Origin of the sequence: Methanosarcina sp. UBA289, from assembly GCA_002496565.1 — an archaeon.
Taxonomy (GTDB): domain Archaea; phylum Halobacteriota; class Methanosarcinia; order Methanosarcinales; family Methanosarcinaceae; genus Methanosarcina.
The window spans coordinates 223,404-244,700 of the sequence record DAKJ01000017.1; the positions used below are offsets into that span (position 1 = coordinate 223,404).

Consider the following 21,297-nt stretch of genomic DNA (forward strand, 5'->3'; position numbering starts at 1 on the left):
TAAGTACAAAGTTTTAGTCATTAAACAGTGAACATGAGTTAAAATTTACGTTAATAGATTGAGAATGTTCTATGTAATTATCAGCTAATCAAATTCGTAATAATATTTAGTATCAGGCATAATATGTTTTCCAGCAAAAACGCTATCGTTTAAACTAATACTAAAAACAGGTTGCCTACAGAAAGCAGGTTTCATTTAGATTCTTCTAGGGTTTAAAACGTCAATAAGTATTATTTTTTACGCTATATATCTGGGAATTATTTTGGATAATCGGTATATATGGCATTCAAACTTGTGTATCAATTCGTTAATCAATGCTAAAAGAAGTAGATTTTCGGAAAATAATTCTGAGTTTTAGGATTTGAAATCTGTTACTGTTTAATGAAGAAGCACCAAACTATAGAAGAGATAATTATGGCCAAGGTTCAAATTCTCAATATAAGTTGTGAACGCCGATCTTTTGAGATTCAACAAATAAAAGAATTTTTTGTGAAGAATGGTTATTCTATCTCAAATAAATACAAAGATATTGACTCAAATGCAGATCTAATATTATTAACAAGTTGTGGGTGTACCAAATATTCAGAAGATCGTACATTTGAAACATATCATTTAATTAAAAAGAAAAAGAAACCAGAAGCGAAAATTATACTTGGTGGTTGTCTCACTGAAATCAATCCTGAAAGGCTGTCTAAAGAGTTTGACGGCCCATCATTTAGTTTTCACTCTTTATCTAAGTTGGATCAAATGATTAATGCAAAATATAAATGTATAGATTGTAAGCGACCAAATACTTTTGTATCTAATCTTCTAAAGGTGTCAACAATTACTTGTTTACAACAGACATCTGATGTTTTTAAACAATTTGATGGCAACTTATCCGGACTGAGAAATATTCTCTATCGAATGAAAAATGGAATTGAGATAAGACAAAATCTTAATCAAAGAACTTATTTTATCCAAGTTGCACAAGGTTGTTCAGAAAGCTGTAGCTACTGTGTAACCCGAAAAGCCATTGGCCGTCTTAGAAGTAAACCGATTAAAGCAATTATTGACGAATTCAAAGAAGGCTTAGAAAATGGATTCGAACACTTCCAATTGTGCGGTGATAATGTCGGAAGCTATGGATTAGATTTAGGAATTAACCTGTCCCATCTTTTGGATAGTATTTCAGAAACTCAAGAGAAATTTGATTTGAATTTAGAGAATATTCCTCCTGTAAATTTTCTACAAAATTTCAATTCTATCAGAAATCTTGCTACTCAAAATAGGTTGTATGGACTTTATATTCCCATCCAATCAGCCAACAAGCGTCTGCTAACTTTAATGAACCGAGATTCTGATATTGACACAGTTAAAAAGATGGTTGTCGAGATTAAAAAAGTGGGATCCTTTAAAATTGGAACCACTTTATTGATTGGTTTTCCATCAGAGACCATTCCTGAACTAAATGAGACTATCAGGTTTTGTAATGAAATTGGATTTGATTGGATTGTATGCCATAGATTCTCTGCGAGGCCTGGTACTCCAGCAGCCTTAATGGAGCAGATACCTGCTGACGAGATTCTTAGGCGTGCTCATTATGTCAAGTCTCAGTTAATAAATAAATCATTTATTTATTTTCCAGAGAAATTACCAAAACGAACATGATCCAATGCAGTCAGATGATCAAGCACAAGCGAGCATGACATACAATATTTTGCTCCCGCCGGATTCCTCGTTTTACACCTTGGATAATCTACTGGCCTTAGACTTTCCTCTCGTCCTTTTTTGTCCTCCACGATAATGCCGTTTTTTTGAAGGATTTTTCTTTAAATTAAACTGTCCATCCAGCTTTCAATCTGTATGTAACAAATAAAGGAGCCTGAATGTTATCTCTGTCTGGATGTTGATTAAGCCACAACTGCAAGTCTGGAACCGAATCAATTATCCTGATTCTTCTCATTCTCGTTTTGCTTGATACGATGAGAGCGGCGCCATATTTGTCAAATGAAACATGGTTTATTTGACCCCAGAATTTCTCCCCTATTCTAGAACCTGAATCCACAATAACATTACAAGGGCCTCACTCCTTTGCGTTTTGCAGAAGAATCTACAAGGAATTTAACATCTTTGGGTAAAATAAGCTCGTCTAAAGGCAAATTATTTTTTGGCTGCTTAGTTTTGATATTCTCTAAAAATTTTCAGGTAAATTATGATTCTTGCGTAGGAGATTGAAAAACTTTTGGATAGCGATAAAATTGTTATGCGTTGTGGTCTGGCTTACTATCTACCTCCTATGAAGGAAATAATCTTCAATTTCATTTTTAGTAATCTTATTGGACGGTTTGTTGTTAAAGAAATCTTTAAGAGGGACAAGCTGTCATATTCATTAGAGTTTATATTCTCTTCTTTTATGTCTTAATTCTGGAATCAGAAAATTTCGAGAACAGTACTCAGGAAAAAAAGAGATAATATGACACTAAATGTGTACAATTCACTAAATAAATATGCATTTTGAAATTGAGTTTCTTAGTTGAGGTTTCCTCAGGAAAAAGTACTTGCCGGGAAGACGAATTGGAGGAAAATGCATTTCACTTACAAATTTAAGAGAAAAATATATTAACTATTAATTTTCAAGTTTTATGGAGATATTGGTATACTTCAGTTTGATACTGGTGTACTTCAGTTTTTAGTGTGGATCTTCCTTTAGTGCTAATCTTATCTAGATTTACGAAACTTAGATATATTTGAAACCTGCAGGCAGTCGATCAAGGTGCATGATATGGAAAACAATCTACTCGATCTAATCCTCCTCTCTGAAAAAAGAAAGAATGTGCTGTTGCTTCTGCTTGAAGGGCCAAAGGATATTGAAACAATAAAAAAAGCCCTTAGTGCAAGTGCAACCGCAGTCCAGCCCCAGGTAAAAAAGCTCAAAGAGCAGCACCTGGTGGTCCAGGAAAAAAACCTCTATAAACTGAGCGAGATAGGCAGAGTCGTGGTTGAGAAAATGAAGCCTCTTGTAGATACGCTTGCCGTCCTCGAAGAAAATTCTGACTACTGGGCAGAACGGGAAGTTAACGAGATTCCGCCTTTTCTCCTGCGAAGAATTAACGAACTTGGTCACTGCACTATAATTGAACCTAAGATGGACTATATGTTTGAGCTGGTCCCGGAATATGTCAAAAATGTTCGGCTGGCAAAAGAGCTGAAGGCTGCAATTTCATATTTCCATCCTCTTTTCCCTTCTTTTTTCCTGGAAATTGCCGAAAAAGGAATCCCTATATCAATCGTTCTCCCTGAACCTATCCTGAAAAGATGGGTTGAAGATTACAGGGAACAGACTGAGCAATATCTTAAAAAGGAAAATGCTAAACTCTTTGTCTGCATGGACTGTGAAAGGATCCCTGCTATTGTAGCAGCGGATAATTTCATGGCAATGGCTCTTTTCCCGAAAAGTACGGTCTTTGACCGAAAGTATGTTATCTGCTTTGAGCCAGACTCGCTAGTCTGGGGAAAAGAACTCTATGACTATTATGAACAGCGCTCCGAGCAGATTAAGGATATAGGCAAGTATTCCTACATGTAATATAGCTAATCATAACTACTCCTGCATGTAATATAGCTAATTATACCAGAGCGCCATCCTGTCAGATAAAATGAGAATTCCAATCCAACCTTTAAGCCACCTATCCCAGGGAACAGCGGTATTCTATTCCTTCCAACTACCTCTTTAGAGATATTCCCCAAAATCTGCTTTCCCCTTTGCATAGGCATCGTGCCAGCCTGAAGGTACAGGCATTTTTTCATAAAGAGTTTTCCTCTGGGCCTCAAGGAGTTTCGGGGTCTTTCCCATAAACTCTGCAGCACAGAGGACTCGGGTTTCAACCTTTTCTGACAGCTCTTTTAACCATCTGTATCCTTCAAAAGACCTGAGAAGATGATGGTCCAGAATCAGAGTATCCACATGCCTGGCTAGAAGGAGAGCATTTTCCAAAGCTTCTTTTCCTGCTTCAGGGACACGGTGTGAAAGATAAAGAGGAGGGCCTGAGGCAAAAACAATTGTGGGTTCCCACGTGAGAACCTTAAGGACAGCTTCCCTGTCCAGAAGCTGAATGTCAGAGCTATGGACAAAAACCTCATCTCCCTCGCAGATTCGGGTCATCATGACAGTTCCAAAGCCCTTTTCCCTGGCCCCGTGAGGGACAGGAAAAGAAAAGTCCATATTGCCAGATTTTTTGCCTTCCGAAACCGGGAGAGGGAAACCCAAGAAATCCGAGAGTTCACGCCTCCTCTTTGCAGAAAGGCCTGAGATATTTTCCGGGCCTTTGCACCAGAAATTTATCCCGTCAAGAGACGGAAGGGCTTCCATTGGCAACTGATATGGATCTTCAGCCCTCATTGGCATATGGTCCCCGTGAAAGTGACTGATAACAACATCAGTAGCCTGTCCAAATGCAGAAAGAACTTTTTCTTTTATCCTGAAAGCAGCAGCAATCTCTATGGGATGGGGGAGCAGGCCTGAACGTAAGCGTGCAAGTGCAACCCCGGGATCGATAAGAATCGTTTTTTCATCTGTCTTTACAACACAGGCAAGAGATCTTGCCCCAAAGGACTCACACCCGAGTATTTCGATCTGCACATTTTTACTCCTTTCAAGAAATATACTCTCTAGAAAACATCTGTACGGTTAGAACAAAGTAGGAGAGCAAAAGAGGGCCTATAACGATTCCTAGCAGCCCAAAAAGAGATACTCCTATAACAACCCCAAGCAGGGATAGAAACGGATGAATTTCTCCAACTTTTTTCTGGATAACGGGCCTGAGGAAGTTATCAATAACACTTATAAAAAGTCCGGCTGCAAGTATACCGATTGCAGCAGTATAGTCCGCCTGGAAAAGCTGGACAATGATTGCAGGAACCCAGACAAGAGGTGATCCGACAACTGGCAAAAAGGATAGAATTCCTGCAATGAAACCCCAAAGGAAAGCTCCCTGGATATGAAAGATAAGAAATACTATGGTCAGGATTCCACCCTGGACAAGCGCGACTGCACCACTGGCGATAAGAGTCGTCCGGACAATTTTTCTGAATTCATCTAGAAGAGTGGCTGTATTTTCTTCATTGAAGGGAACTGCAACAGAAAGCTGGCGCATAAAGTCCGAATCTTCTCCTGTAAAAAGGTAGTAGAGCATAAAGAACATTATTAATATACCAATGGACCTGTGGCTCAGGCTCTGGATCGAGCCCAGAATGAATAGGCTAGTGTAATTAACAGCCTGTGAAGCTAGTTCCATTGCTCTTTCTTCTATTTTTGTCTGGAATATATCAGTAGGAATATTCAGCCGTAATAGAAAATCAGTTAAAAAGTGAGCTCCAGACTCAATAGATGCGATAATGGATGCCTCATTAAGTAAAAGCTGTTCTATTTCACTGACAATCACGCTTAAAAGAAAATACAATGGTATCAGTACAACAAAGATGGACGTTATTATCACTAGTACGGCTGCGAACTGCTTCCGAAGCCTTACTTTTCTTATGAGAAAATGATAAAGAGATCGGAATATGACGAAAAGAATAAGAGCCCCAAAAATGTAATTTAAATAAGGAATCGTGGCATAAACAATGACCACAGTCAAGACTGAAATTATGAGAAGGGCCAGAGCCATCTTTACATTTTTTTTCATTGGATCTAAATTGGATATTCTATTATAAAATATATAAGTATGACAGTTTCAACTGTTGACATGAAAGCTTTTAGCTGCTTGAACACGTCGTTTCTAGGAGTTCTCGATCAAAAGTTTTCTCAAAACGCTTGCAGTTTCGCTCAAGACTTTTTTTAAAAGTCTTGTGTTAAAAATCCGTAATTAGGGATTGTTTTTCGCCCCTTTTTCGGAGTTTCGTAACCCCTATACCTACAAGCCTGAACTTTTGTCTTCCTAGAAATTCAGAAAGAAGTTGTATAGCTGTCCTTTTGATCACAAAAAAGTCTGAAGTCCAGATTGGAATGGTTTTTGAGCGCGTATATGTAGAGAAATCTTCAAAACGCACGGTAAGAATTACGGTTTTGAAAAGAAACCTGTTTTTAAGAAGGGAGCTATGCACACTTTCCGCAAGCATGCTTAGAGACTCGGTGATCTTTACAGGGTCACTGGTATCTTCAGCAAAGGTTCCGTGCCTGCTGATTGATTTTACACTTTCCTTCTCCCGAACCTCCCCGAAATCTAGCCCGTTTGCCAGTTGCTTCATGCGGAGCGCCATTTTGCCGAACTTTTCCGAAAGCAGCTGCACATCACAATTTGCAAGTTCTTCTACCCTGCTTAGTCCCATTGATTTCAGCTTGTCAGCAGTTTTTTCTCCTATTCCTGGGATTTTCGAGACCGGCAGCGGAAAAAGAAATTTCCTTGCATCTTCGGGCCTGACAACGATAAGCCCATCGGGTTTCTGGAATCCAGAAGCAATTTTTGCAATTAACTTGTTCGGTCCGACTCCGATTGAACAGGTAATTCCTTCCTGCTCTTGTACTTCGTCTTTAATCCTGAGAGCATAAAGGGCAGCCTCTTCAAAATTCCTAATCTCGGGACCTGGTACAAGGTAAGCTTCATCCACACTGACCTGCTGGAACCTATCCGCAAATCCTCTCAAAATTTCCATTACTTTTGCCGAAACGCCAGCATACAGTTTCATGTTCACAGGTAAAAAGACTGCATCCGGACAGAGCCGATAAGCTTGTGATATCGGCATTGCGGAATGAATCCCATATTTTCGCGCCTCGTACGAGCAAGTACTCACAACTCCCCTTCCTGGCCCTCCTTTCGGGTCAGAACCCACAACTACAGGAAGCCCTTTCAGTTCCGGCCTCTCTCTTACCTCAACTGACGCAAAGAAACTGTCCATATCCGCGTGGAAGGTAATTCGCCTTTCAAGAGCATTTATTTTCAAACTGGAGGCAGGCATTATCCTCAAATAGGGAAAATATGTAAAAAGGTTTGAGGAAGTAGGGTGAAAGTATTAACCTATTGTTTTTATTTAATCTATTGTTTTTATTTCAGCCCCATCTGGAATATTGAAGACAAACTCTGAGTCCGGAATTCCTGAGTTAACTTTAATGTCGTAGATTTCGGTTCTTACTGTCAGGTTTCCACTACTGTCATATAGCTCGTACTTAAGGGGCATCCAGGTTTCTTTATCTATCCAGATTTTTGTGTCATATTGCGCAGCGTTTTCTTCGGTTTCTTTAGGAACCGCCTTCAACAGGTAAGTTTCTCTGCTGTCAATCTCCTCAAGGCCCAGTAAAGAGACATTCGTATCATTAAGGGTAATCCCTGCGAGAGTCAGATAGTCACTTTTAGTTAGTTCCGGAGTTTTGGAAAGCCTTGTTTTCATTACCGTGTTTGTATCGGGAGCGTACATCCACCTGAATTCTCCATCTGAAAGTACGAGTGTCTCTTCCTCCTTCCCGGGTTCCTGTATAAAGTTCTTAATCATATAAGGTTTCTTGTATATGGTTTTAAATTCGCTTTCTATGGCCTTTTCCCCGACGTAGTAAGCAGTGTGCATTGTATACGAATAATCTTGAATGCTGTCCTGTTTCTCCAGCATCCGGATTGCAATATCTTCTGCACTCAGGTCTTTTTCCGTGCAGCCTGAAGCAAAAAGAGCTAGAGTTATGAAAGTGAACAGAAGCATTGATTTGAGGATTTTCTTTATTCTCACGTTACTCATCCTTTCTTTATTTTTATTTGTTAAACTCGTATTTACAGGGTAACACTTCTGCTACTGGCTGATGTTATCCAGAAACATATCGGATATTTTATATGTTTTAAACAGTAAGGGCAAAAATAATATAAACTTTACTCTATTGTTTGAGAAGATATTTCTATAAAGTTGAGAAATATATAATTTAAAGATCACTTCAGTCCTGCTTTCCAGTTTTAAAGGGGGAAGTTTAAGAATATTTAAAACTGGAAATTTCATGAGAGACTATCTGGTCGGAGAAAGGACAAACTAACCGACCAAATGCGGGTGCTGGAAGTCAGAAAAAACAAATGGTCAACCTTTCCAGAGATTAAATCTGAATCTTTAGTATGAAGGGTATGGCCCATCGTGAAGGGCCCGCCGGAAGGACAGGATATTCGGTCCTCGGGCCGAAAAAATGTATCAGGGCCTAAAGTATCTGATGCAAAAATTAATTCCAAGTAAAATGGTGGGGGAAATGAAGGGGACAAAGATAATATTAGGCTTTTTTGCAGTTATTGTAATCGTTTTCGTAGCTTATGCCGCCATGAGAACCGTGCCGATTAGTGGATGCGGGGAAGGCGAAATAGGGCTTGCCTGCATTAAGCTTCCGCCAGGTTTTTCTATCGATTATTATACTAAGAATGTCGAAGGTGCAAGGTCAATGACTCTTAGCCCTAACGGTACTCTTTTTGTCGGAAGCCGAGATGCAGGAAAGGTCTATGCGGTTCTTAACCGGAACAATGACAGTAAAGCCGACGAAGTGATTGTGATTGCTGAGGGCTTGGATATGCCAAACGGAGTGGCGTTCAGGAACGGCTCACTATACGTTGCTGAGGTTTCCAGAGTAATTCGTTATGATAATATCGAATCAAGGCTGAAAGACTCGCCTGAACCTGTTGTAGTTAACGATAGTTTTCCGTCCGACCGCGCTCACGGCTGGAAATATATCAAGTTCGGGCCTGACGGAAAGCTGTATGTGCCTGTAGGAATGCCTTGCAACATTTGTAATAAGGAAGGAGAGGACGAGCGGTATGGCACAATCATGAGGATGGAACCTGATGGGAACCAGCTTGAGATCTTTGCAAGAGGAATTAGGAATACAGTCGGTTTTGACTGGAATCCTGAAACCAAAGAGCTATGGTTTACTGATAACGGAAGGGACTGGCTTGGAGATGATGTGCCTCCAGATGAACTTAACCGGGCACCTGTAAAAGGAATGCATTTCGGATTTCCTTATTGCCACGGGGGAGATATTCCGGATCCGGAATTTGGGAAAGTCCGGAATTGCTCGGAATTCACGCCTCCCGAAATGAAACTTGGCCCGCATGTTGCTGCCCTTGGAATGACTTTTTACACAGGCACAACGTTTCCTAAAGAATACAGAAACCAGATCTTTATTGCCGAACATGGTTCCTGGAATAGAAAAGTCCCCATCGGGTATCGGGTCTCCCTTGTAAGATTGGAGAATGGAAAGCCCGTAAGTTATGAGCCTTTTGCTGAGGGTTGGCTTTTCAGTGGCTTGCAGCCTGGGGAAGACCTGTAGATGTCCTTGTAATGCCTGACGGAGCCCTGCTCGTTTCCGATGATAAGAATAACGCGATTTACAGGATCAGTTATAGCTTATCCAATTCCCGGATCCAGTAAACGTAATCTGGTAAATGTATTTATTATTATATACGCATATATGTAAACGGGGGACTAAATTGTTATCCAAAATACCCGTAGACATTAAAAGCATATCTGAAGGAGACATTGATAAAGAGATCCTCAGAGCTGCTATCGTTGCTGAGCTTGATGCTGTAAACCTTTATGAGCAGATGGCAAACTTAACAAAAGATGAGAATATAAAAGCTGTGCTTATGGATGTGGCAAAAGAGGAAAAAACGCACATCGGAGAGTTTCAGGCTCTTTTACTTCAGTTTGACCCTCAGCAAAAAAAGGAACTTGAGGCCGGAGCTAAAGAGGCGGAAGAGGTATCATCCAAATAATTCCTCCTCTCCCTCAATCCTTGAATTTCCCAGAGAACTTTCAGGGAAATAAAGTGAATTCGTGCCCTTTTTTTCTGATAGTATTCGATCCTCTGCAGAAGTGAACTTTCACAGTTCTCAACTCTTTTAATGGCAATTTTACTCTATCTTTACAAACCCTTGATTTCAGGTGTTATCAAAGTTAGCCTGATAAGTACTTAAAAAACTACTTTCCCTCTTTCTTGACTCAGCTTCCTTCTTTCCTGTACTTATGAATTTTACTCTTACTTAAATAGTTCTTGCAGTTGATTCAGCCTAAAACCTTCGGTTTAAAGATTCATCCAGAGCACTAAAAGGAGGTGGATTCCTAAAAATGCAGGCACCAGAAATTTGAACATAGGCTTCTGGGTCTTGTGCCTGAATTGCTGCATCCCGAGCAGTGCACCGATCGGCCCAAAGAGAGAAACGATTAATAGGCTATTTTCGGAAATCCTCCATTTATCCTTTCTTGCCTTGAATTTATCTATTCCATACAGGGCATAAGAAACTGCATTAAGAACAGCATAAATAATAGGGAAAAGAAAATAAACAGTCTCTGTCATGAAAATAAATTCTTCCTAATAATAATTAAAGGCTGTGAAATTTATTCTATTACATTAAGCTGAGGAAGATCAATATAAATTACGGTACTAATTAGGTGATTGCCAGAAATATAGCCAGATAAGAATGTTTGGGAGAAGAGAATCTTAAATGAGTATAATTCGGAATGAAAATAAATCAGGACAAAAAAATGAGAATAGTACCCACAGAACTCTGTTATCTCCTCCACCTCTGGTCTTAAAGGTAGGCCGTTACCTTCCAACTCTTATCTTGATGGGGCTGGCTGTTAACCTAATTCTTCCGCAGCTTGCTTCGGTTGAAGCTTCCCTGCATGTCATCAAATCAATGGTTCCATGGGCTGTGATGCTGGCTGCCATTGCCCAGGGTGTCAGTTACTTGGGGGCCGGTTACCTTATAAATTCAGTCGTAGTAAAAGTAAAACAGACTATTCCGATATTAAGAGGAGTTATAATAGCACTCGGGGCTTCAAGTATAGGCATGCTTGCAGGAGGCCCATTCGGGAATGCTGCAGCAACTTATCAATGGGTAAGGAAATATGGCGTCAGCGCCGAGGGTGCAGGGCTTGCGGGCACTCTGCCCACAATTTTTAACAATACGATCTTAACATTACTGGCTGTAGCTGGAATTCTGCATCTCCTGTTAACCCACAGGCTTTCTTCTGTAGAGTTTTTTGCCTTTATTTTAATCCTTATATTACTTGGCCTGGGCTTTGCAGCAATAAAATGGGGAATAGAAAACCAGGCAGGTTTCACACTCATTATTGTCAGGATAGCGGCTTACTTTGCCAAGCTCCTGCATAAAACCTATGCACCTGCTACAACTGAAACCTCAGTAGGCCGGATTTTTGCAGCCCTTGAAGCATTAAGCAATAGAGGCTGGAAGCGTCCGCTTTTGGGATCTGTGATTTATACTGGTTTTGATATGCTGACTCTTTATTTCTTCTTTATAGCTGTAGGGTATCCGGTAGGGCCAGAGATTCTGGTTGTAGGATATGGGCTTCCTCTTCTCCTAGGTAAAATAGCCTTTCTCCTGCCCGGAGGAATCGGTGTTGTGGAGAGCACTATGGCTGCTCTCTATACAGGCCTCGGAGTACCTGGCTCAATTGCAGTCGTTGTCGTACTCAGCTACAGGGTGTTTTCTTTCTGGATTCCAACGCTGATAGGATTTCCAATAGCATTTTATCTGCAGAGAACATGAAGTTAAGATAAAACATGAAGTTAGAAATTCGTAAGATCAATTTTTACTTTTCTCTTTCGTTATCTTTTCAGGCTTCGAAGAATATTGGACGAAATTGCTGTTCCCATGCAGTTATTCAGCGTCACCGAGGACATAAGTCCTATTACCTTTCCTCCCTGCAGGATAGGCGAACCGCTATCCCCAGGTTCAGGCATATTAAGGCGCGGAAAGCTCAGATAAACCAGTGAAGCCCCGGAATTAACGATTCTACACTGGATAACATGAGTCTCATTTATAAGCTCGGCTTGCTCTAGTATAAGCTCGGCTTGCTCTAGTACAGCCGGGACGCCAAATTCAGTTATTTCAACCGGGCTGTCAGGAGGAATCTCTATTAGGGCTAAATCATAGTCTTTCAAAATTCTCGTAACAGCGAATTTTATTCCATCAACTGTTAAATGATCTCCTTCCCCTTGGAATAGATGAGAAACCGTAACCATGTAAGGCAATCCTTTGAGCAAGATAACAGCGCCAATTGTACAGCGTGTTCCATTGCGAAAAAAAGAGCCACCTGATTTTATCATAAGCTTCGTCAACCTGTAAATTCTTTCGGGGCTGATTTATTGGATTTCCGTTTATGTTAAATTGTGCCTCGCTATATTTAGTGTTACATATAGGTGGCACCCTACCAGGCTTTAGAGCTTTTTCTAGTTTTTAAAAATGGTAGCTCCTACAGGCTTTCTTAGTCTCTTATATAGCTTAAACGTACATTAGTAATTGAGGGGAGCTGCTACTGGAAAGCCTACCTATCTGACTATTCGGAAAAGCCCACAACAATACTTTGCTGTATAACTCCGAAAAGGTCATGAGTTCCAATTCAGTAGTCTTGCTCTTCTCTCTTTTCTATACCTGGGTACTCTATACAGATATTTATTTATTTTTTATTCTAATATCTATATTTTGGAATTTATATTACATTTGGATAAATCTGCTCCAAAAAATGATATACTCAAAAAATATATAAATTTATTTATTTATTTATTTATTTATTTATTTATTTATAAAAACTGTATTGTTTATTATTTTTCAAAGAAATAGGTAAATAATTGTGTTTGAATTCTTCTCATTACGCAAGCATTTCATTTCAAAGCAGAGGGGCAAAATATGGATAAACAAACAGTTAAACATGCAATTATAAAGTTTAGTCATTTAATTGAGAGAAATAAAGAACAACTAGCTTATTCAGATTTTAAAGAAGGAATTAATAAAGGTCTAGATATCGCAAAGAATACTTTTGAGGATCATGTAGAAAAATTTGACATATCCAATTCAAAAGAGAATCAAACCATAAAGATACAGAATTTACAGAATGAATACAACTTACTTATAGACACGCTTAAGATAGGAAAGAAACCAAACTGTTCCACAGATTGTTTAGAGGGAATATATGAGGGACTTGAGAAATCTAAGGCATTATTTGGAGAATTTATAGAGGAATTTGTATAATCTTACTACTAGTTGATATCGGACTATGTGCTTATCGGACTATGTGCTGCTTTGAAGTTTTTAACTTAGAACCATTATTTTCTCAAATACTAGTTTTCATATTAACTTTAAAATATTAATCGTATGATAATAACACTTGAGGTAGAGAATTTTACTGGGCACTTCAAACGACAATCTCTCTACTTCTGCTGTAGTCAACCTCCATATAGAGCCATTGACTCCTCTTCAGGCAATCTATTGATAACAATTAGCTGCTGAGGGATGTAGTTGATTCATCGGCTCTAATTTATTCTCTGCCATTTTTTCTTTTCACTGTTATAATCGAAAAGTATTGTAATCGAAAAAAAGAAAAATCACTTTTCAAATAGTTTTATAACTTCTTTTAACATTTCTTTTATTGGCGTCTTTTGTGGGCATTTCTCTTCACATTGCCCGCATTCAGTACAGTTTGAAGCCTTACCTTCAAGGCCACCATACAAAATTTTTTCTTCTTCTACCCTGTCAAACATCTCGGCGTTGTTCAGGTATTTAAAGCTCTCTGGAATGTTTACTCCTGATGGGCAAGGCATGCAGTAGTGGCAGCCAGTACAATAAACTCTTGTTTTTGATCTATAAATCTCTTTTACTCTGGAAATCAGTTTTTTCTCCTCTTCTGTCAAAGAATTAGAAAACCCTTTCTCTGCTAGCTCTATGTTGTTCTTTACCTGCTCTATATCTGACATTCCACTGAGGACAACATTTATTTCCGGATAATCCCAGAGATATTGAAAACCCCATTCCACAGGACTTCTTTTCGTTTCTGCAGAATCCCAGATTTCCTGAATTTCAGGAGGATTTGAGACAAGATAGCCCCCACGTAGAGGCTCCATAATAACAACCCCAAGACCTTTTGAGGCTGCGTACATCAAGCCTTCCTTTCCTGCCTGGAAATTTTCATCCATGAAATTGTACTGGATCTGGCACATGTTCCATGGATAAGAGTTAATAATTTCTTTAAACAGCTCCAGATTATCATGGAAAGAGAAACCTGTATATTTTATTCTTCCATCCTCAACAGCAGAATTAAGGAAATCAAAAACGTTGTGTTTTTTTACAAGAGGCCAGCAGTCTCTGTTTAGCGCATGAAGAAGATAGAAATCTATGTGATCGGTACTGAGCCGATCAAGCTGCTCGTTTAAGTAACGGTCCATATCCTCTCTGCTTGTAACAAGCCAGCTTGGAAGTTTTGTTGCTAGATACACTTTTTCCCTGTAACCGTCCTGAAGAGCCTTCCCAATAATGAATTCACTCATACCTTCATGATAGGGATAAGCAGTGTCAATATAATTGACACCGTGATCTATAGCATAACGGATCATATATGCAGCTTTTTCCTCATCGACTTTTGAGTCGTCACCCCCAAGAGTAGGAAGCCGCATTGTACCAAATCCCAGTATTGAGAACATTTTACCTGTTTGACCAAGTTCCCTATATAACACGTATTTTTACCCCCCGATATAAACAAACATTCTAGTCCACTTTCTTTATTACTGTTTTATAGTACCTGCAATTAATATTTTAAGTAATATTTTACGTGATATGAATAATTTTACGTGATATAAATAAGGATTAGTGATTTAAAATGTGCCAATTAAGGTAATAATGTCGTTTATATAGATATTATTATCTTAGCTTAATCATAAAAATAGACCAGGAAGATATTTTAAAAGCGAATTATTCTAATATTTAGATATTATAAGAAATAAACTATTTATTTATATTTTATAAATTAAGGTTTAAATATATTTACCACAAGAATTCTATTTCCTGACCCTAAATTGAGAAAATGCTGGAGAATTGTTTTCAATAGCTGTTAAGAACATTGTACTAAGTAATAATTTTTTGTAGGCTAATTTGATGTCACTTCTCGTTAGAAGACCTAAAGCCAGATTTTTATCACCAGCCTCCACATTGTGTTTTGCTGTGCACATCTCAACGAATTTCATATATTCCTCTAAATCTTTTATAATCTCAGGTGGTACCCTACCAAGATTTAGAGCCTCTTTTCCCGTTTCCAAAAGAGGATGACCTTTTACAGGTTTTCTTCTGTATGCAGCACTATTGACAACATTTTGATAATATATAGCACATGCCTGGCTACTGTATGCAAACGGATATTTTAGGGCAATTCTACCCCACATATCAATATCTTCTCCCCACCAAAAACCGGTCTGAAAACCTCCAATTTCTGAGAATATTTTTTTAGGAACTGTTACTGAAGACGTATAAAATATATCTTTATGTGATACATCTTTCAGGTTTACTAAAATAATTTAATATTAATCCTTCATCTGGAATAAGCTTCCTTAACTCTTTATCTTTATCCATTTATACATTATCAATAAATTCAGTTTTCAGTGAGGTTGCATATAGACCTGCATCTGGATATTTTTCCCGGAGCCTCAGGATTGTCTCAAGATAATTTGGCATCCATTCGTCATCGGCATCTAAAAAAGCTATAAGTTCGGCTTTAGCTTCATTAATACCTCTATTACGAGCTACTGAGACACCTGCATTTTTTGATTGATCAATCGAATTCTATTATCACTGAAATTCTTCACTATATCTGCACTTTTATCTGTTGATCCGTCATTTACCACCACTATCTCAAAATCCTGAACTTTTTGGCTTATGACAGAATCCAATGCTCTCTTAACATGTGGCTCTTTATTGTAAAGAGGAATAACAACTGAAAATTTAACCAGAATACCGTCTCCCTATAATATTCAGTTTTCCTTATAATATTAAGTTATACGAACCTCTGAAGAAAGGAAAAGGTAATTCACTATTACAATTTAGAAAGCCTGCAGTAGCCATATTTTCTAAAAACTACTACTTGTAATTCCCCCGTTTCTAAGAAGAATTTCTTAGTAAAGGCATATATTATTTACATATGAGAAAATACTCATACTGTATCTGGTACGATACCTTTTATCTAGATATTTTAGACATTTGCAAGGAAAATGCTCGCATTCAAAACAAAATATGAATTCATTTTTTGTTAAAGTTTCGCGTATTTTTATTTTGCATATGACTCGAGTAACAAGTTTGTTAACCCTAATTCTACAGCCGGGACATTTATTCTTCTTACTTAAGTAAGCCATGCAAATGCAACAATTCATTCCGCAGGGGCAATGAGTAGAGTTTCATTCAATAATAGCATACTCCTTATATGCTGCATGTCTGTCCAACAGTAATGTCCATAAAGTTTACATATACACTGACCTTAACATAAGTCCCGTTTCCGCTGTCAAGTCATCTTTTCTATATGTAGTCGGAGAATTGATAAAAAGGCTTAACTTTCACAATTATCTCTTCAGCTTTAGAGTTAAGAGATATTAAACTCTTTGAAATCTTTTTAGGAATTTTACATTTTTTAAACTACTGATTCTACAGTTATCCAAACATAATCACTTCTTATCTTATGAGAATACATAACTTATAATCAATTTACATCTCTCTTAACATCTTTACTCAGAGAAGGCTTGTAGTCCTTTCTTTAATGCCGCAATTTACAGTTATCGCCACTAAAAATACAGCTAAAAAACAGTACTTTTGAACAGAACTCCTCGTATATCTTTGCAAATTCTCCATAGGTTATGCTTTTTTCGCCAATTGATACTGGTTAGTAATGCATAAAGCTGGATGTTAATCAAACTCTTTACCGGTTTCCTTTAACCTGGGAATTATCCTGTGAACCCTCTTTTGGTACTCTCTGTATTCGTCGCCAAACTGTGCCACCAGCCTTGTTTCCCAGTGTAGAGACCCAATAAACAGATATACGGTAGTCAAAAGGTATATGACAAGCAGATTGACGGTCATAATGGGAGTAAGCCAGATCATTACCAGGCCTGAGAGCAGGAAGGGGTCCCTTATCCATCGGTAAATTCCCTTAATGTTCAGGGAACCTGCTTCAGGAGTCTGTGGGGCAGAGAGCTGCGAGCGTATTTTGAATCTGTGCGGAGCATCCCGAAAAGCTTTGGGAGCAATAAGCGCAGCAATTAACTGTCCGCCGACCATCAGCCAGCGCCAGGGAGAAGGTATTCTGTAAAGAGTCCGTCCCGGATTTTTGTAGAGCAGATAAGCGAGAGGTGATATCGTCAGAACTGCAACGAGGCTGTATGCTGGCATATATAACCTATCTGCCCTGGAACCCAAGCCCCTCACGAGGAGGCGTTTGAATGGAAGGCTTGCAGTAAGGCTGTGAATAACTGCAAACGCTGTAAGAGAAAAAACAGGGATAATTTTAGACGAAACCAATTTCAATAGCCCCATAATTTATTCAAATAGCTTATATTTCCACACCAGTATGAAAGGTTTACTTGTAGTACCTGATAAACATTGGAAGTTCAAGCATATAGAGCACATGGCACAGAAGACAAGCTTCAATCACACTTAATGGATAATGCTGAATTTGGCTGTCAAGTCAAGTTTAAGGAAATAAAATTACAAGCAACCAAGCTAGCTCTAAATTATAAAAGCAAACCTGAAAGTCCACATGTTTAAAAAATGCTTTGAGGAGTATTGTTCTAATTGCTAATTTTTATTTAATACACAATAAAAACAATTTTTAGATTCCATAAACCTTTAAAAAACAATGATGTTAATATTCAATAACTGTGCATGAAAATTTGACTTACCTATATTCCCATAATTTGATACTAGAGAAGCCTCCTAAATTTTCGACCTCCCCAACTCAAAAAACACTTCCCCTCAACAATATTTATATCTGTGAAGGATTACAGTACATCTGATTTTTCCGAACGTTTTATATTACTCATAGGATTATTTAATATATCATGACATGTAGAGACATGGCATTCATGCGTTAAACATTATAACCTGAGAACGGTTTCACAAATAAAAAAGAAGGTTCTGTTAATGAAATACTGGCAGCCGAAATACGAAACAATGAATCCCGAAGAAATGAAGAAATTACAGCTAAAACGCCTTCAACACAGCGTAAAGCTGGTCTATGACAATGTTCCTTTTTACAGGCAGAATTTCAAAGCCGCCGGAGTTACTCCCGAGGACATCAAAACCCTCGAAGATGTCCGTAAATTGCCTTTTACGCGGAAAACCGACCTTCGGGACAACTATCCTTTCGGGCTTTTTGCTGCCAAAAAAGAAGACATAGTACGTATCCATGCCTCCTCAGGCACCAGTGGGAAGCCTACAGTCGTCGGGTACACGGCAAAAGACATTGAGACCTGGTCGGATATGACCGCCAGGAACCTCACAATGATAGGGCTTACCCCAAGCGACACGATCCAGAACTCCATGAATTACGGGCTCTTTACAGGCGGCCTGGGCTTCCACTACGGAGTAGAAAGAATGGGCGCAATGGTCGTGCCGGCCGCAACCGGAAATACCGCCCGACAGCTCGAGATGATGATCGACTTCGGCGTAACTGCAGTCCACTGTACCCCCTCTTATGCTTTTTACCTTGCCGAGACGGCTGAAGAACTCGATCTTATAGACAAGCTCTCTTTAAAAGCCGCAATCTTCGGCGGAGAACCCTGGTCGGAAAACACGCGGAAACAGCTTGAAAAGCGGCTCAACCTCAAGGCCTACGACTGCTACGGTCTTTCCGAAATGTTCGGGCCAGGAATCGGTTTCGAGTGCCAGGAGCAGGATGGCCTGCACATCTGGAGCGACAATTTCCTTGTCGAGGTCCTTGACGAAAACGGAGAACAGATCTCTGAAGGTGAAAAAGGCGAACTCGTACTTACTTCCATCAACAAGGAAGGCTTCTGCAACATCCGATACCGCACAGGCGACATGACAAAGCTTCTTGAATCCGAATGCGAGTGCGGCAGAACAACAACAAGAATTTCCCGCCTAATGGGCCGGGCCGACGATATGCTGATCGTTAGAGGCATCAATGTTTTCCCTTCCCAGATCCAGGACGTCATCTCCCGTATTCCACAAGTGGGCGATTACTTCCAGCTCATCCTTGACCGCAACAAACACATGCTCGACGAACTCACAATTGAGGTCGAACTCCAGGATAACGCCTTTACCGGCGACCTGAAAGACCTTAAAGCCCTTCAGGAACACGTCCAGCATGAACTAAAAGCCGTCCTGAATATCCGCACAAATGTCGAGCTCCTTGAAAAAGGCAGCATCGAGAGGACCGGAGGAAAGGCAAAGAGAATAATCGACAGGCGTGCGCAGCTCTGAGCCCTGTACAGCCTTTTAGTAGAATTACTGTTTAGTAACTTAAATGATCAGGGAATTTTTTATTCTCTGATTCTCTTTAACTCTTTTTTACGCCCGCTAAAATGAATTTCAATTTTTTCAACAGCAGTTACGTTGAAGATATTGTTTATTAGAACCCCGGATAGCTCCACACTCGACGAAGGAGAGCAGCCTTCTAAAAAAGAAACAATAAAGCTAAAATTAAAAATTAGGTGGTGCATTAGTATCTGGTTGATATTTTGTCTTTGAGTGTTTTTGCTTAGTTTCATCTGTTTTCTAAGCTTACCTGTGTACAGGAAATTGAGTGCATATAAAGCAAAAAATGAGAGCGGAATGTTAATGTGTGAATACTCTGGAAAATACCAACTGATTGTTGGTGGACCACCAAAAATAGCTAAAACCTGAAAAAAATGAAGGAATGTGTTTGTAGGTAACACATTCAGCCAGAGCTTGAATTTGCCTTAATATCCCGTTACTTTTTTACCTTAACTCTTTGGATCGAACTTTATAGCCCTATCGTATACGATCTCTGAGTAGGATGGCCCGGTTTTTGTAGAGTTTTCCATGTAGGCCCTCCAGCCAATGAAAAGCGGTTGATCCAACTCTATACCATGAGGTCCCATACCATAAGGAACCTCATAGCAGTATGGTTCACCTTCGCTGCAATTCCTGGCAAGCTTGTAGACATAAAGGTATTTCGCATTAGGATTGTCAGGGAGGTATTCCTCAGCAGATCCATTGAAATCTGCATCTGTGATAGCTCTAACACCGTTCCACACATCTGCTCCGTATATTGCGAAGTTCGAGTACGTCGCTTTTCCTGTGGCTACATGGTTGACACCATAGACAATTATGAATTCATTTGTATTGTTGCCCAGAGTAATTGCCGGGTCTCGCAAGAAAGGATAGTACTGCGAGGTGTTAAAGAACGGAGGTGTCGGCGAAGAGGCAGTCTGGTTTGCTGTCCATAGATAGCATGCATCGTTGTTGGGACCTACGCCATTGATTCCTCTCTGAATAGCATCACTCCCTATCGGGACACTTTGACTGGTCGGGAGCTCTGTGGCATTCGATTCATTATACTTATTGAGAATTGCAGTCCTTAGCTCTTCGAGATCATCCGTAAGCTCGAACTCTGTTTTTCCAGTTCCGCGAACTCTTAGATCCGGATAATCATAAGGATCCAGCTCCGTTGTGTTGTTGGGAGTAATCCGGAAAACAGTTGCAGGTGTATTGTTGATGTAATCTTCACCAGCCTGCGTGTCATTGAATAAGGCTGGGCGGATAAATGCGGCAAACGTGTCGGAGTTATTCTCCAGGCCCATGTTTAGTATGGTTGAGGGAAGCACCTGGGTGTTAATTATATTTTCCGAATATCCCGCTGATTGGGCAGCATCCCGGATGCGTTGATCAATGCCTTTGTCGGCCGTAATGATTATTACCGTGGTTTGATTGAAAGGACTTCCAGACGAACCATTTTGAGTCCCTTCGGTTTTGATAACCAAGTTGTTCACTGTATCTGCTATGTTGGAAAAGAGCCATCTCCACTCGTTCCCATATGTCCTGTGCATTATGTAATGATCATAGCTGAAGTACCTGCATTCCGGCGGTGTTCTTCCTACAAAAACAACGGCTTCATCAGGACGAAGGTTCCAGAATGGAGTTGTATTCCCGCTCATGCCGAGCGTACTTGTTAATTTAGAAATCCGTTCATCTATCTCATGACCAGTTGCCGCTGGAACAAAATATGCTATATATTTTGTGGTGGGATTGTTTCCATATGCAGAAGGCAATACTCCTTTCTCTAACAGCCCGATTAAATCAAAGTAACCCAGCTCACCTTCCTTTACGGTGAATCCATCCTGCTCTAAAGCCTGTCGAAAAGCCTCCGCATCGTATGTTTTCACATTTTCTGCGAGGGCAGTTCCTGTTAACGATATGAATAAAACACCAAATATTATAACTAGTATATAATTTTTCATATATAACCCCCAAGTTAATTTATTATTTAATATATTAGAAACCTCGTTAGGACATTAACTAAATTTGGACAGTCGATCAGCTAACAGTT

The 21,297-nt window shown here is 39.5% G+C and carries 19 protein-coding genes and 1 pseudogene; 8 read left to right on the forward strand and 12 right to left on the reverse strand.

Translation table 11 applies throughout. The features are described 5' to 3' along the window. The first annotated feature begins 414 nt into the window (after positions 1-414). Both BP549_RS07155 and BP549_RS07160 read left to right on the forward strand, forming a co-directional pair. Complete coding sequence (locus BP549_RS07155; RefSeq protein ID WP_292379407.1) at positions 415-1,650, forward strand: radical SAM protein; 1,236 nt, start codon at positions 415-417, stop codon at positions 1,648-1,650. Positions 1,651-2,764: 1,114 nt separating this feature from the next. Then, positions 2,765-3,568, forward strand: coding sequence for a helix-turn-helix transcriptional regulator (locus BP549_RS07160; protein WP_292379410.1), 804 nt, complete (start codon positions 2,765-2,767; stop codon positions 3,566-3,568). Between the two features lie 144 nt (positions 3,569-3,712). Here the strand turns inward: BP549_RS07160 and BP549_RS07165 are convergent, their stop codons facing one another. The 4 genes from BP549_RS07165 to BP549_RS07180 all read right to left on the reverse strand — a co-directional run bounded on the left by BP549_RS07165 (position 3,713) and on the right by BP549_RS07180 (position 7,704). Further along, positions 3,713-4,621: an MBL fold metallo-hydrolase gene (locus BP549_RS07165; RefSeq protein ID WP_292379412.1), complete on the reverse strand. Its 909-nt coding sequence runs from the start codon at positions 4,619-4,621 to the stop codon at positions 3,713-3,715. Positions 4,622-4,634: 13 nt separating this feature from the next. Then, positions 4,635-5,666 (reverse strand): AI-2E family transporter, encoded by a 1,032-nt coding sequence (locus BP549_RS07170; RefSeq protein WP_292373540.1) that lies wholly within the window; start codon positions 5,664-5,666, stop codon positions 4,635-4,637. Positions 5,667-5,832: 166 nt separating this feature from the next. Next, complete coding sequence (dinB, locus tag BP549_RS07175; RefSeq protein WP_292373539.1) at positions 5,833-6,936, reverse strand: DNA polymerase IV; 1,104 nt, start codon at positions 6,934-6,936, stop codon at positions 5,833-5,835. A 72-nt stretch (positions 6,937-7,008) separates the two neighbouring features. Continuing rightward, positions 7,009-7,704: a LolA family protein gene (locus BP549_RS07180; protein ID WP_292379413.1), complete on the reverse strand. Its 696-nt coding sequence runs from the start codon at positions 7,702-7,704 to the stop codon at positions 7,009-7,011. Between the two features lie 490 nt (positions 7,705-8,194). Between BP549_RS07180 and BP549_RS07185 the strand changes: the two genes are divergently transcribed. The 3 genes from BP549_RS07185 to BP549_RS07195 are packed head-to-tail and all read left to right on the forward strand — an operon-like array spanning position 8,195 to position 9,707. Further along, a complete protein-coding gene (locus BP549_RS07185; RefSeq protein WP_292379416.1) occupies positions 8,195-9,262 on the forward strand; it encodes a PQQ-dependent sugar dehydrogenase in 1,068 nt (355 codons plus the stop codon). Continuing rightward, complete coding sequence (locus BP549_RS07190; RefSeq protein WP_292379418.1) at positions 9,223-9,363, forward strand: hypothetical protein; 141 nt, start codon at positions 9,223-9,225, stop codon at positions 9,361-9,363. Before BP549_RS07185 ends, BP549_RS07190 begins: the two co-directional genes overlap by 40 nt. Positions 9,364-9,422: 59 nt before the next feature. After that, positions 9,423-9,707 (forward strand): ferritin family protein, encoded by a 285-nt coding sequence (locus tag BP549_RS07195; protein WP_292379422.1) that lies wholly within the window; start codon positions 9,423-9,425, stop codon positions 9,705-9,707. Positions 9,708-10,015: 308 nt separating this feature from the next. Here the strand turns inward: BP549_RS07195 and BP549_RS07200 are convergent, their stop codons facing one another. Further along, positions 10,016-10,288: a DUF1294 domain-containing protein gene (locus BP549_RS07200; RefSeq protein WP_292379424.1), complete on the reverse strand. Its 273-nt coding sequence runs from the start codon at positions 10,286-10,288 to the stop codon at positions 10,016-10,018. 148 nt (positions 10,289-10,436) lie between these two features. On the opposite strand from BP549_RS07200, the gene BP549_RS07205 reads away from it, so the two are divergent. Next, positions 10,437-11,504 carry a lysylphosphatidylglycerol synthase transmembrane domain-containing protein gene (locus BP549_RS07205; RefSeq protein WP_292379425.1) on the forward strand — a complete coding sequence of 356 codons (1,068 nt, stop codon included), beginning with the start codon at positions 10,437-10,439 and terminating at the stop codon, positions 11,502-11,504. A 59-nt stretch (positions 11,505-11,563) separates the two neighbouring features. Here BP549_RS07205 and BP549_RS07210 read toward each other — a convergent pair whose 3' ends face one another. Beyond that, positions 11,564-12,064, reverse strand: coding sequence for a serine protease (locus tag BP549_RS07210; RefSeq protein WP_292379428.1), 501 nt, complete (start codon positions 12,062-12,064; stop codon positions 11,564-11,566). Positions 12,065-12,644: 580 nt separating this feature from the next. Between BP549_RS07210 and BP549_RS07215 the strand changes: the two genes are divergently transcribed. Continuing rightward, the gene (locus BP549_RS07215; RefSeq protein WP_292373531.1) at positions 12,645-12,986 is read left to right on the forward strand and encodes a hypothetical protein; all 342 of its coding nucleotides are present in this window, start codon (positions 12,645-12,647) and stop codon (positions 12,984-12,986) included. 353 nt (positions 12,987-13,339) lie between these two features. Here BP549_RS07215 and BP549_RS07220 read toward each other — a convergent pair whose 3' ends face one another. The 4 genes and pseudogenes from BP549_RS07220 to BP549_RS07240 form a co-directional block, all read right to left on the reverse strand. Next, positions 13,340-14,464, reverse strand: coding sequence for an aldo/keto reductase (locus tag BP549_RS07220; protein ID WP_292373529.1), 1,125 nt, complete (start codon positions 14,462-14,464; stop codon positions 13,340-13,342). A 321-nt stretch (positions 14,465-14,785) separates the two neighbouring features. Then, entirely contained in the window at positions 14,786-15,166 is a 381-nt protein-coding gene (locus BP549_RS07225) for a hypothetical protein (protein ID WP_292379430.1), read from the reverse strand. A 264-nt stretch (positions 15,167-15,430) separates the two neighbouring features. Next, positions 15,431-15,733, reverse strand: a pseudogene (locus tag BP549_RS15875) (glycosyltransferase family 2 protein); the annotation flags it as partial. A 940-nt stretch (positions 15,734-16,673) separates the two neighbouring features. After that, positions 16,674-17,285, reverse strand: coding sequence for a methyltransferase family protein (locus BP549_RS07240; protein WP_292373527.1), 612 nt, complete (start codon positions 17,283-17,285; stop codon positions 16,674-16,676). Positions 17,286-17,906: 621 nt separating this feature from the next. Between BP549_RS07240 and BP549_RS07245 the strand changes: the two genes are divergently transcribed. Continuing rightward, positions 17,907-19,208, forward strand: a complete 1,302-nt coding sequence (locus BP549_RS07245) for a phenylacetate--CoA ligase family protein (RefSeq protein ID WP_292373526.1) — start codon at positions 17,907-17,909, stop codon at positions 19,206-19,208. Positions 19,209-19,267: 59 nt separating this feature from the next. On the opposite strand, the gene BP549_RS07250 is transcribed toward BP549_RS07245, so the two are convergent. Next, a complete protein-coding gene (locus BP549_RS07250; protein ID WP_292379433.1) occupies positions 19,268-19,663 on the reverse strand; it encodes a hypothetical protein in 396 nt (131 codons plus the stop codon). Positions 19,664-19,711: 48 nt separating this feature from the next. Beyond that, a complete protein-coding gene (locus tag BP549_RS07255) occupies positions 19,712-20,905 on the reverse strand; it encodes a hypothetical protein (protein WP_292379434.1) in 1,194 nt (397 codons plus the stop codon). Positions 20,906-21,297: the final 392 nt, after the last annotated feature.